Genomic DNA, 13,302 nt, shown 5'->3' with positions numbered 1-13,302 from the left:
GGCCTGAACGGCCGTTACCGGATTCAGCGCAACACATTCAAACAGTCGAATACTGATAGTTATTAACGTCAGTGGATTATCGGCAGATACACTTCCCGACAGCGATGATGCAGACGACCCGGTCGAGCCACCGATTTAGCGTGCCTCAAACCCAGACCCGGTTACGCCTGCCGATTTCGGGTCCATATTTCGCGCAGTGATGATGAGAACGCCATGGCCGGGCTGATTCCCCAGAGCTTTATTGACGACCTCCTGAACCGCACCGACATCGTCGACGTGGTCAGCTCTCGCCTGCAAATGAAGAAAGCGGGCAAGAACTACACAGCTTGCTGCCCGTTCCATAAAGAAAAAACGCCTTCTTTCAGCGTCAGCCCCGACAAGCAGTTCTACTATTGCTTCGGCTGCGGCGCTGGCGGCAATGCCCTCGGTTTCATCATGGACCACGACAACCTGGACTTCCCCCAGGCCGTCGAAGAACTGGCCAAAGCCGCCGGCATGGAAATACCCCGCGAGGAAAGCGGTCGACAGCACAAGCCACGTCAACCGACCGATTCTCCGCTTTACCCCCTATTGACGGCGGCGGCGGATTTTTATCGCCAGGCCCTCAAAAGCCATCCGGCACGCAAGGCTGCGGTGGATTATCTCAAGGGCCGCGGCCTGACCGGCGAAATCGCCCGGGACTTCGGCCTCGGCTTCGCCCCGCCCGGCTGGGACAACCTGTACAAGCACCTAAGCAGCGATACGCTGCAACAGCGCGCCATGATCGACGCCGGCCTGCTGATTGAAAATGCCGAAACCGGCAAGCGCTACGACCGCTTCCGCGACAGGGTCATGTTTCCGATCCGCGACACACGCGGGCGGATCATCGCCTTTGGTGGCCGGGTGCTGGGGGACGACAAGCCGAAATACCTGAACTCCCCGGAAACCCCGGTGTTCCATAAGGGCCAGGAACTCTATGGCCTGTACGAAGCACGCAAGAACAACCGCAATCTTGATGAAATCATTGTCGTCGAAGGCTACATGGACGTTATTGCCCTGGCCCAGCAAGGCCTGCGCAACGCCGTGGCGACCCTGGGCACGGCCACCAGCGAAGAGCACATGAAGCGCCTGTTTCGCGTGGTGCCCAACGTGCTGTTCTGCTTCGACGGCGACCAGGCCGGCCGTAACGCCGCCTGGCGCGCACTGGAGACCACCTTGCCGTGCCTGCAGGACGGACGCCGGGCACGCTTCCTGTTCCTGCCCGAGGGCGAGGACCCGGACACCCTGGTGCGCTCCGAAGGTACCGACGCGTTCCGTGCGCGGATCAACCAGCACGCACAACCGTTGGCCGACTATTTTTTCCAGCAATTGACCGAAGAAGCCGATCCACGCTCCCTCGAAGGCAAGGCCCACATGGCCACCCTCGCGGCACCGCTGATCGACAAGGTGCCCGGTGCCAACCTGCGCACACTCATGCGCCAGCGCCTGACCGAGATCACCGGCCTGAACAGCGAAGCGGTCAATCAATTGGTGCACAGCGCCCCCCAGGAGGCGCCACCGGCTTATGACCCGGGCGTCGATTACGACGCGATGCCGGATTTCGCCGACTATCATCAACCCCAACAGGATTACGCCCCCCAGCAGGAATGGACACCGAAAAAACCCGGCAGTGGCGGCAAGAAATGGGACAAGAAACCCTGGGACAAGAACGGCAAGCGCGGCGATCGCGACCAGCCACGTGCCCCGCGCGTGCCGGCCGCCGTCGAACCACCAACACTGGCCGCCTTGCGCACCTTGCTGCATCACCCGCAACTGGCAGAAAAAGTAGAGGACGCCGGGCACTTCGCCGCCGAGGACCACAGCAATACGCAATTGCTGGTTGCACTCCTTGAAGCCGTGCAGAAGAACCCCAAGCTAAACTCTTTCCAATTGATTGCACGGTGGCACGGCACCGAGCAGGGGCGTCTGTTGAAGGCCCTGGCCGAGAAGGAATGGCTGATTGAAGGAGACAACCTTGAACAACAGTTTTTCGACACCATTACTAGCTTATCCGCCCGCCAACGCGAGCGAAACCTGGAACAACTTCTGCGAAAAGCTCGTCAGAGCGAGTTGACCAGCGAAGAGAAAAACCAATTGCGCGACTTACTCAGCCGCAATGTTTGCGCATCAAACCCGACCTCAACTGGCGCGTGAGGTCACAGCTCAGGTATAATCCTCGGCTTGTTTTTTGCCCGCCAAGACCTTCAGTGGATAGGGTGTTATGTCCGGAAAAGCGCAACAGCAGTCTCGTATCAAAGAGTTGATCCTATTGGGTCGTGAGCAGGGCTACCTGACTTACGCGGAGGTCAACGACCACCTGCCGGAGGATATTTCAGATCCGGAACAGGTGGAAGACATCATCCGCATGATCAACGACATGGGGATCAACGTATTCGAGGTTGCTCCAGATAAGGATGCCCTTATGCTGGCCGACGCCGATACCGACGAGGCGGCCGCTGAAGAAGCGGCCGCAGCGTTGGCAGCGGTCGAGACCGACATTGGTCGCACCACCGACCCCGTGCGCATGTACATGCGTGAAATGGGTACGGTAGAGCTCCTCACGCGTGAAGGCGAAATCGAAATCGCCAAGCGTATTGAAGAAGGCATCCGTGAAGTGATGGGCGCAATCGCGCACTTCCCTGGCACGGTTGACCATATTCTCTCCGAGTACACCCGCGTCACCACCGAAGGTGGCCGCCTGTCCGACGTCTTGAGCGGCTATATCGATCCGGACGACGGCATTGCGCCGCCTGCCGCCGAAGTGCCGCCACCGATCGACGCGAAAGCCGTCAAGGCCGACGACGACACCGATGACGACGAGGCCGAAGCGAGCGACGACGAGGAAGAAGCCGAAAGCGGTCCGGATCCGGTCATCGCAGCACAGCGTTTCGGCGCTGTGGCCGACCAGATGGAAATCACCCGCAAGGCGCTGAAAAAGCACGGCCGCAACAACAAGCAGGCGATTGCCGAGCTGTTGGCACTGGCCGAGCTGTTCATGCCGATCAAGCTGGTACCGAAGCAATTCGAAGGCCTGGTCGAGCGTGTTCGCAGTGCCCTGGATCGCTTGCGCCAGCAAGAGCGCGCGATCATGCAGCTTTGCGTGCGTGACGCCCGCATGCCGCGTGCCGATTTCCTGCGCCAGTTCCCTGGCAACGAAGTCGACGAAAGCTGGACCGATGCACTGGCCAAGGGCAAGAGCAAATACGCCGAAGCCATTGCCCGCCTGCAACCGGACATCGTTCGTTGCCAGCAGAAGCTCAGTGCGCTGGAGGCCGAGACTGGCCTGAGCATCGCCGAGATCAAGGACATCAACCGTCGCATGTCGATCGGCGAGGCCAAGGCCCGTCGCGCGAAAAAAGAGATGGTCGAAGCGAACTTGCGTCTGGTGATCTCCATCGCCAAGAAGTACACCAACCGCGGCCTGCAATTCCTCGACCTGATCCAGGAAGGCAACATTGGCCTGATGAAGGCGGTGGACAAGTTCGAATACCGTCGCGGCTACAAGTTCTCGACCTATGCCACCTGGTGGATCCGTCAGGCGATCACTCGCTCGATCGCCGACCAGGCCCGCACCATCCGCATCCCGGTGCACATGATCGAGACGATCAACAAGCTCAACCGTATTTCCCGGCAGATGCTGCAGGAAATGGGTCGCGAACCGACGCCGGAAGAGCTGGGCGAACGCATGGAAATGCCTGAGGACAAGATTCGCAAGGTATTGAAGATCGCTAAAGAGCCGATCTCCATGGAAACCCCGATCGGTGATGACGAAGACTCCCATCTGGGTGACTTCATCGAAGACTCCACCATGCAGTCTCCGATCGATGTTGCCACTGTCGAGAGTCTCAAGGAAGCGACTCGCGAAGTACTCTCCGGCCTCACTGCCCGTGAAGCCAAGGTACTGCGCATGCGCTTCGGCATCGACATGAATACCGACCACACCCTTGAGGAAGTCGGTAAGCAGTTCGATGTAACCCGTGAGCGGATTCGTCAGATCGAAGCCAAGGCGTTGCGCAAACTGCGCCACCCGACGCGAAGCGAGCATCTGCGCTCCTTCCTCGACGAGTGACCTTCAAAACCCCCGGCCCTGCCGGGGGTTTTGTTATGCACAGATAAAATCCCCTTCGTTACGCTCCTCAGCACCCTGTTGCCCGTCTACACTCGAATCATCCTCCCCAAGCCATGTCGAGACAGTGATGCCCAGACTGACGGCCGCGCTTTTGCTGTCATTGATGACCTGGACCGCAACAGCTGGCGCGTTGACGCTCACCGACGAGGAGCTCCGCTGGCTCAAGGACCACCCAGACCTGCGCCTGGGTGTCGATGCCTCATGGCCGCCGTTTGAGTTTCGTGACGACCAGGGCCGCTATCAGGGCCTGGCTGCCGACTACGTCGAGATCATTCGTGAACGGCTGGCCATCAAGCTCACCCCCATCGAGCCAGCCAGCTGGACCGCCGTGCTGGAGCAGGTCGTACAGGGAAAGATAGACCTTTTGCCGGGCATCATGTCTACGCCGGAACGCCAGAATTACCTGGCGTTTACCCGGCCTTACCTGGATTTCCCCATTGTCATCCTGGCCCATCGCGGTGGCGCCCAGCCGCACAACCTCAAGGAGCTGTACGGGCTGAAAATCGCCGTGGTGGAGAACTATGCCCCCCATGAATTGCTGCGCAACCACCATCCCGACCTGAACCTCGTGGCGCTGCCCAACGTCAGTTCAGCCCTGCAAGCCCTGGCAACCGACGAGGTGGACGCGGTAGTGGGAGATCTGGCCTCCAGTGTCTGGAGCCTGCGTCAACTCAAGCTCGAAGGCCTTTATGTCAGCGGGGAAACACCGTATCGCTATCAGTTGGCAATGGCCGTCCCTCGAGACAACAAGATATTGGTGGGCATCCTGGACAAGGTCATGGCGGACATGAGCCCGGCCGAAGTTGCCGAGATCCAGCAGAAATGGGTTGGCAATGTACATGACTACCGCCAGCTCTGGTCAGACTTGCTGCTTTACGGCCTGCCTGCGTTGCTGCTCCTGGTCGGCATACTGGCGGTGGTGATTCGCATCAACCGCCGACTGAGCTCGGAAATCGCCCGGCGGGTCGAGCTGGAACAAGAACTGCGCAGCAGCGAATACCATTACCGTGGGCTGGTAGAGAGCTTGTCAGCCATCGCCTGGGAGGCAAGGGTCAGCGACTTCACTTACAGCTACGTGTCGCCCCACGCCGAAGACTTGCTGGGCTATCCCCTTTCCCATTGGCTGATACCGGGCTTCTGGCGCAACATCATTCATCCCGCCGACCTTATCCGTGCCCAGACCTACTGCGATCATGAAGTGCTGGCGGGTCGCGACCACTGCATCGATTATCGCGTGATCACCGCCGACGGCCGCTGCCTGTGGGTGCGCGATATTGTCAGCCTGATCGAACACGGGCACGAACCGGTTATGCGTGGGCTGATGATCGACATCAGCGAAGCCAAGCGCACCGAGGAAGCACTGCGCCTTTCGGAGCAGAAATTTGCCTCGGTGTTCCGCCAGTGCCCGGACATCCTGGTGATTGCACGGCTGTTGGACGGTTGTCTGCTGGAGGTCAACAAGGCCTTCGAAGAACAGGTCGGCCTGAGTGCCGCCGAGGTGGTGGGACGCAACGCAACCGAACTGAATATCTGGGGCATCCAAGGCGTGGGGCCGGCCCTGTTGCAGCGCTTGCAGGCCGGCAGCATTCGCAACCTGGAAATGCCCTTTCGCCGTAGCAACGGCCAGGTGTTCACCGGACTGATCTCTGCCGAGCCCTTCGATCTCGACACGACGCCAGCCCTGGTCGTGGTGGTGCGGGACATCAGCCAGCTCAAGGAAACCCAGCAGCAATTGCAGACATCCGAAGAGAAGTTTGCCAAGGCGTTCCACGCCTCGCCCGATGGCCTGTTGTTGTCCCGGCAAAGCGACGGCCTGCTGATCGAAGTCAACGAAGGCTTCAGCCGCATTACCGGTTTCAACAGTGCCCTGTCGGTGGACCGCTCTACCCTGGACCTGGGCATCTGGGTCAACCTCAACGAGCGAAAGCAGATGCTGGACCTGCTGAAGCGGGACGGCTTCGTCAGGGACTTCAGTTGCCATATCCGTCGCAACGACGGGCAGATCCGGCTCTGCGAAGTCTCCAGTCGCCCGCTACCCATCGGCAACGAAGACTGCATGCTGACCATCGCCCGGGACATCACCGAACGCCATCTCATGCAGGAGAAACTGCAACAGGCCGCCACCGTATTCGAAAGCACGGCCGAAGGCGTGCTGATCACCGATACGCAACAGCACATCAGCGCGGTGAACCGAGCCTTCACCGAAATCACCGGCTACAGCGAAACCGAAGCCTTGGGCCATACACCTCGGTTGTTGGCTTCCGGCCTGCACGACAGCGCGTTTTACGCCGCGATGTGGCACCAGTTGACGGCCGAAGGGCACTGGCAAGGAGAGATCTCCAACCGGCGCAAGAACGGCGAGCTGTACCCCAGTTGGCTGACCATCAGCGCGGTGCGCAATCGGGACCGACAGATCACCCATTTCGTCGCGGTCTTCGCCGATATCTCCAGCCTCAAACACGCCCAGGCCCGGCTCGACTACCAGGCCCACCACGACCCGCTGACGGGCCTGCCAAATCGCACGCTGTTCGAAAGCCGCTTGCTGGCGGCTCTCAATGGCCAGCAGGAAAACGGTGGCCAGGGCGCCGTGCTGTTCCTGGACCTGGACCGCTTCAAGCACATCAATGACAGTCTCGGGCACCCAGTCGGCGACCTGTTGCTCAAGGGCATTGCCGTACGCTTGCGCGAGCAGTTGCGCGACATCGACACCGTGGCGCGCCTGGGCGGCGACGAGTTCATTATCCTGCTGCCGGGCCTGCAACAGCCCAGCGACGCCGAGCACATCGCCCAAAAACTGTTGAACTGCTTTGGCGCGCCGTTCCAGGCCGGCGAGCACGAGTTCTTCATCAGTGCCAGCATCGGCACCAGTCTCTACCCGCAGGACGGCTGTGACGTCGCCACGCTGGTGAAGAATGCCGACGCGGCGATGTACCGCTCCAAGGCCAAGGGACGCAACCGGGTGGAAAGCTACACCCGTGACCTCACCGCCCAGGCCAGCGAGCGAGTGGCCTTGGAGCATGAACTACGGCGGGCGATCGAACGCAACGAGTTGTCATTGTCCTTCCAACCCAAAATCAGCCTCATCGACAACCAACTGGTGGGTGCCGAAGCATTGATCCGCTGGACGCACCCCACGTTCGGCGACGTGCCGCCGGAACACTTCATCCCTCTGGCGGAAGAAAACGGCATGATCCTGCAAATCGGCGACTGGGTGCTGGAGCGCGCCTGCCGGCAGTTGTGCGAATGGAATGACGCCTACGACAGCCTCGGCCCCCTTTCGGTCAATCTGGCCGGGGCCCAACTGCGCCAACCCAATCTACTGGGGCGCATCGAACAACTGCTGCGCGAGAACCAGCTCGAACCCGGCTTATTGCAACTGGAAATTACCGAAAACTTCATCATGAGCCAGGCCGAAGAGGCCCTGACGGTGCTGCACCAACTGAAAAAACTCGGCGTGCAATTGGCCATCGACGACTTCGGCACGGGCTATTCCTCTCTGAGTTACCTCAAGCGCCTGCCACTGGACATCCTCAAGATCGACCAATCCTTCGTCCGCGGCCTGCCCGACGACCCCCACGACGCGGCCATCGTGCGGGCAATCATCGCCCTGGGCCGCAGCATGCAATTCACCGTCATCGCCGAGGGCGTCGAAACCCTGGCCCAGCAGCAATTCCTGACCGAAGAAGGTTGCGAACAGATCCAGGGCTACATCGTCAGCCTGCCTCTGTGCGCCGATGAGTTTGCCGCAACGTTTCTTCGCATGACCGTTTCGGATTTTTCGGATAGCACAGCCGAGAAACCGTCGTTATAATCCGCGGCCTACTGAGGGCCTATAGCTCAGTTGGTTAGAGCAGAGGACTCATAATCCTTTGGTCCACGGTTCGAGTCCGTGTGGGCCCACCAATTCGAAAGCCGCGCATTGCGCGGCTTTGTCGTTTTTGAGACTGTGGACTTTGCGCACCAGGCGAAGGTTTTCATAAACGGCTCTGCAAACAGGTAGTCCCCGACGAGCCTCCCACTGTCGCCTTCAGGCGTTGCAACCCGCAGCACAAACACTGCGCATCCCAAGTCCCTTGAAGGCAGCGACCCGATTGAACATCGACACACGCATCAAATTCCGTCATCTGGTGTGTTTTCTCGAAGTGGCGCGCCAGGGAAGCCTGGCCCGTGCGGCAGACAAACTGGCAATCAGCCAACCGGCACTTTCCAAGACATTGAAGGAGTTGGAAACGTTGCTGGCCGCCGTGCTGTTCGAACGAAGCAAGAAGGGGGCGACGCTGACGGAAGCCGGCGCAGCTTTTCTGCGATATGCGGGGCCGAGCGTGCAAGCGCTGCGCGAGGGGGTCAACAGCCTGCGCGCTGGTGTCCACGAGCCCGTTGCCATCAGCGTTGGCGTGCTGTCCACGGTTGAAAGCCTGTTGGTCCCTGAGGTTGTCTGTCGACTGCATGCTCGACATCCGGCCCTGGTTATCAGCGTGGTGACCGGCCCCAGTGCGCATTTGCTATCGCAACTGCGCGTCGGTGAACTGGACCTGGTGGTTGGCAGAATGACCGATAGCCCATTGATTCATGGGCTGGCGTTCGAACACCTCTACAGCGAGTCCATGACCCTGGTGGTGTGTAACAACCATCCTGTGCTCGCGAATCCACAGGGGCACAGGAATCTCGAAGACTATCCCTGGGTGCTTCCATTGGCGGGGACGACCATCCGTAAATTCGCCGACGCCCTGTTTGTTCAGCACGGCATTACCCCATCACGCCAACGCCTTGAAACCCTATCGGTCGCGTTGAGTCGACGCTACGTACAATGCAGCCAGGCCATCTGGGTTGCGCCTTTCGACGCGGTCCGGCAGGACTTGAAACAAGGCGCTTTGGTGGAGCTGGAATTAGGGGCACGGGAACCAGGCGGTTCCGTGGGGCTGTGCACCAATCCCGCGTTGCCGGTGACACCCCAGGCACAGTGGTGCATGGAGGTTCTTCGCGAAGTCGGGCAGGAATACCTCGAAGGAAAATATCCATAACCATTTGGATATGGATCAAGTCGGTTTTTTCAATTTTTGGTTGGGCCGCGCAAGAGGAAACTGGGCTACCAGTCGCTGCCAACGCAGCGCTTGCCTTTGCCAAACCATAACAATAGGAAAAATCGACATGTCTGATGCGCATGACAGCCGCTTCGTCATTCGTGACCGTAATTGGCACCCCAAAGCCCTGACACCTGACTACAAGACTTCGATCCTGCGATCACCGCGCCAGGCCCTGGTGAGTATTCCCCAGTCGCTGTCGGAAACCAGCGGGCCGGATTTTTCCCATCTGAAAATGGGCCAGCACGATAACGATCTGCTGCTCAATTTCAATCACGGCGGCTTGCCCATCGGCGAACGCATCATCGTCGCGGGCCGGGTCTGTGACCAATTCGGCAAACCGGTTCCCCATACCTTGGTGGAAATGTGGCAAGCCAATGCGGGTGGGCGTTACCGGCATAAGAAAGACAGTTATCTGGCGCCGCTTGATCCCAATTTCGGTGGGGTCGGCCGCGCGCTGACTGACCGTGACGGCAACTACAGTTTCCGCACGGTCAAACCGGGTCCCTACCCATGGCGCAACGGCCCCAATGACTGGCGGCCGGCACACATCCATGTCTCCATCAGTGGTCCGTCCATTTCCACGCGCTTGATAACTCAACTGTATTTCGAAGGCGATCCGCTCATTCCCATGTGTCCGATCGTCAAGACGATCGCGAATCAGGAGGCGGTGCAGAGCTTGATCGCCAAGCTTGATATGAGCATGGCCAATCCTATGGATTGCCTGGCTTACCGCTTTGATATTGTTCTGCGCGGACAGCGCAAGACACACTTCGAAAACCGCTGAGGAGGCATGCGCATGTCCATTCAACTTCTACCTGAAACCCCTTCGCAAACTGCCGGCCCTTATGTGCATATCGGCTTGGCGCTGGAGGCGGCTGGTAATCCGCCGCGAGAACAGGAAATCTGGAATGAAATGGCCAAGCCTGGCGCGCCAGGTGAGCACATCGTACTGATGGGCCACGTTCATGACGGCAACGGCCATTTGATTCGTGACGCGTTTCTGGAGTTCTGGCAGGCGAATCCGCAAGGCGTCTACGACAGCGCATACGATCTGGAAAAGCCCTTCAACTGTTTTGGCCGTACTGCCACCGCCGAAGACGGAACGTGGATCATCAAGACCGTAAAACCCGGCACAGTGAAGAACGCCGCAGGTTTTCCCATGGCCCCGCATATCAACGTTTCCCTGTTTGCTCGCGGGATCAACATTCACTTGCAGACCCGCCTGTATTTCGACGATGAATCCGAGGCGAACGCCGTGGACCCCATCCTGGGTCTGATCGAGCAGTCGCCGCGTCGCGAATCCCTGATTGCCAAGCGCTCCACGCTGGATGGCAAGTTGGTTTACCGGTTCGACATTCATGTGCAGGGTGAATCAGAAACGGTGTTCTTCGATTTTTAATCGCCACTCGTACAGTGCCGAGGCGTGAGCACTCGAGTTGTCTAGATGCCGCCCGCCCCTAAAACCAGACCCATCAAGGTCTGGTTTTTTGTCGAATTCAGCTTTGAAGACTGACGTTTTTTTGATCGCCATAGCAACTCTGGCAACCAACCGCTCCCCGCCCTTGCCCCTGTACTCACCTGTAGTAATACTCTGTGAGGTTCACCCTCCCCACGCCTAAGCCCTTGCAGCTTCCTCACTGAGACGCCCATCATCGCCAGCCCCAGCCTCTCTCGACTGTTTCTTGAACTGTTCTGGCAACTCGGCATCCTGCTGGCGCCAGCCTTTTTCGTCACCTTGCTGCCGCCCCCATTGGCTTTGCTGGCGGTGGTATGCCTCGGGCTGCTGATGGGGCTTGCCGCCCGCCTGAGCTTTTTGGCGATGGGCCGAGGCATCGCCCGGCTGACGGTCGGCGCTGTGTTTGGCCTGGGTTTCAGCCTGGGCCGGGCGTTGCCTGAGTGGTGGGGCATCTTGGTAGCGATCGTCGGCATCATGGTCGGGCTCGCCTGCGTCAGCAGCTGGGAGAGGCGCCTTGGGTTGACACCCATTTCCAGCAAAGGGCCGAGTGCCTGGGGCGGAAACGAACCGCTGCTGACCCCTGAAGGCGAGCCGATCCGAGCGTTCAACCACGGCGAAATCGCCATGGGCGGCCCGACTTATTGCGACTATCTGTTCCCCGACGGCGTGCTCCTGCAAGGCCTGGGCTCTTCGGCCGTATTCTCCTGCGACGGGCGCTATTTCGCGGCACCGGTACCGTCCCGGCAGGCATGGGGATTGGTGGTGCTCGACCGTCAGCAACGCCAGTTGTACCGCTGCGCCGACAGCGAACTCTGGGAGTTGGACGCTTTTGACCTCGACCTGTTAAGCGGACGCCATAGCCCACTGGTGGATAACAGCGTTCGCGAAACCCGGCTCGATGAGCTGTTGCAAACGGCCAGCGTCACCCCCCTGGTGCCTGTCGGCGATCTGTGGCTGGAGTCCGATTGTCACCCTGAGCAAACCTTCGAACGACGCTCCGTTGATGGCCGGCAATGCCTACAGGGCAATATTTTTTTGCCCTCGACCTTTCGTGACCTGGCCCAGCCACTGGATCCCCTGCTTTCGCCACGCTATACCGTCAGCGTCAACGGACAAACCTCCAACCTGCTGATGGCGGCAGACGCACCGTTGGTGTGGAGCACCGATCAACGCGCCCTGGTGTGCCTGGCCCAGGCGCGTAATCCTCAAGCAGATGGCGACCAGTATTGGTTGTGGCAGCTCGACAAAGGCTGGCGCGCCTTGCCGTTGCCGTGGGTGAAAAGTGCGACTGAACCGTCCTTCTACTGGCATGAGTTGCTGAGCCTCGACGCGCACCATGTGCATATCGGCGCGTACCTCGACTATCCGCGACCGGGTTCCGGCCGGTATGGCTACCGTCTGGACAGCATTCATAGCGACACCGAAACCCAGGCCGGTCACGACGCCCAGGGTCGGGTAAACGTCGCTGAATTCACACTGACCCGCACGGCCATTGTGATGCCGTTGGACAGCCGAGGCCTGCGCGGTGACTCGTACATCGAGACGCAACCGATGCTGGGTGGCGCATGCGCTCAGCTCATCTGGCTTTGCGACAATCGCGAGGGGCTTGGCGGTTATCGCAGCCAGATTGGTGATTGGCACTTGCCAGGCAGTTGGCTGCTGGATCATCGCATCTCTGACTGCGGGCGTTACCTGGCACTGCTGCCCTTTGCAGACTCAACGACAGTGGCCACCCATGCGGTCATTGCAGATGTGAGGGATCGACGCCTGCTGGAAGGGCCCGCCATGTGGGTGGAACGAATACTCGATTTTCGTGACGGTCGGTTGAGTCTGGCAGTGGTGGCCGGTCGTCTTGATCACGACCTGGACAGCAGCGCGCTGCAACGCTTCAACATCCCTGCGCCGCCGATCGGCAGCGACCCTTCGTTCTTTCATCCCAACGAGCAATCCCGGCTGTTCTACAACACTGTGGACCTGCAGGTGACCGACTCACAACTGCACCGCGTTGCTCCCTGGCGCCTGGTGGATTGTCCACAAGTGGCCAACGCCGACGGTGACTTCATCCAGCCCGCCCCCGACCATCAGGACGCCGCCTGGCTGTTCGGCAGCGAAACGGAATATGCCGACAGTTGGGTGCGTGCGCAGACGCCCCGGCTCGGAGGCCATTTGCTGACAGCCTCAGGCTGCGCGTTGGTCGACCTGGCACCGTCGATGATCTGGTCGACGGATAGCCGTTACCTGGCCCTGACCTGTATGGCAACCGATGTGACAGAACAGTGTGGAAGTTATCGAGGCTGGCAATTACTGCTCCTGGATGTCCAGGAACACACGTTGCGGGTGCATCCGCAGTGGCTGGGCAACCGGCCGCTGTTTGAAAGCTTCGACGCCGAGCAGCTGCATGTACGGTGTTTCGAGCGCGATTGGGAAGCGCAAGACGATGACGACCCAGGCTCAGTGCAGTCGTTCTTACTGCATCTCTTGTTGCAGTTGCCCACCGCACAGCTGGTTTGCCAGGACGGTTTCTGGTTCAGGACTTCACAGGTACACCTGGCCTCCGCCTGGCGCGCACTGGCTTTGCCTGCCATTGGCTATTTCGCACGTGAGAGCCTGTAACA

General features: G+C 59.7%; 7 protein-coding genes and 1 tRNA gene. All 8 read left to right on the top strand.

Translation table 11 applies throughout. The features are described from left to right. Positions 1-213: 213 nt before the first annotated feature. The 8 genes from dnaG to AB4O09_RS03645 all read left to right on the top strand — a co-directional run bounded on the left by dnaG (position 214) and on the right by AB4O09_RS03645 (position 13,300). The gene (gene dnaG, locus AB4O09_RS03680; protein ID WP_460107936.1) at positions 214-2,172 is read left to right on the top strand and encodes a DNA primase; all 1,959 of its coding nucleotides are present in this window, start codon (positions 214-216) and stop codon (positions 2,170-2,172) included. Positions 2,173-2,239: 67 nt separating this feature from the next. After that, a complete protein-coding gene (gene rpoD / locus AB4O09_RS03675; protein WP_003206198.1) occupies positions 2,240-4,087 on the top strand; it encodes an RNA polymerase sigma factor RpoD in 1,848 nt (615 codons plus the stop codon). A 127-nt stretch (positions 4,088-4,214) separates the two neighbouring features. Continuing rightward, positions 4,215-7,958, top strand: a complete 3,744-nt coding sequence (locus AB4O09_RS03670) for a bifunctional diguanylate cyclase/phosphodiesterase (protein WP_003206201.1) — start codon at positions 4,215-4,217, stop codon at positions 7,956-7,958. Between the two features lie 15 nt (positions 7,959-7,973). Continuing rightward, positions 7,974-8,050 (top strand) — tRNA-Ile (locus AB4O09_RS03665). A gap of 188 nt (positions 8,051-8,238) precedes the next feature. After that, positions 8,239-9,168 carry a pca operon transcription factor PcaQ gene (gene pcaQ, locus AB4O09_RS03660; protein ID WP_027912951.1) on the top strand — a complete coding sequence of 310 codons (930 nt, stop codon included), beginning with the start codon at positions 8,239-8,241 and terminating at the stop codon, positions 9,166-9,168. A 127-nt stretch (positions 9,169-9,295) separates the two neighbouring features. Then, positions 9,296-10,015, top strand: coding sequence for a protocatechuate 3,4-dioxygenase subunit beta (gene pcaH, locus AB4O09_RS03655; RefSeq protein ID WP_003206205.1), 720 nt, complete (start codon positions 9,296-9,298; stop codon positions 10,013-10,015). 12 nt (positions 10,016-10,027) lie between these two features. Further along, positions 10,028-10,630 carry a protocatechuate 3,4-dioxygenase subunit alpha gene (gene pcaG, locus AB4O09_RS03650; protein ID WP_003206206.1) on the top strand — a complete coding sequence of 201 codons (603 nt, stop codon included), beginning with the start codon at positions 10,028-10,030 and terminating at the stop codon, positions 10,628-10,630. 387 nt (positions 10,631-11,017) lie between these two features. Further along, the gene (locus AB4O09_RS03645; protein ID WP_233839810.1) at positions 11,018-13,300 is read left to right on the top strand and encodes a hypothetical protein; all 2,283 of its coding nucleotides are present in this window, start codon (positions 11,018-11,020) and stop codon (positions 13,298-13,300) included. Positions 13,301-13,302 lie beyond the last annotated feature (2 nt).

Source organism: Pseudomonas sp. H1_F01 (assembly GCF_054681425.1).
Note: the sequence above shows the minus strand (reverse complement) of the source record. Positions and strands in the feature narration are given on the sequence as shown.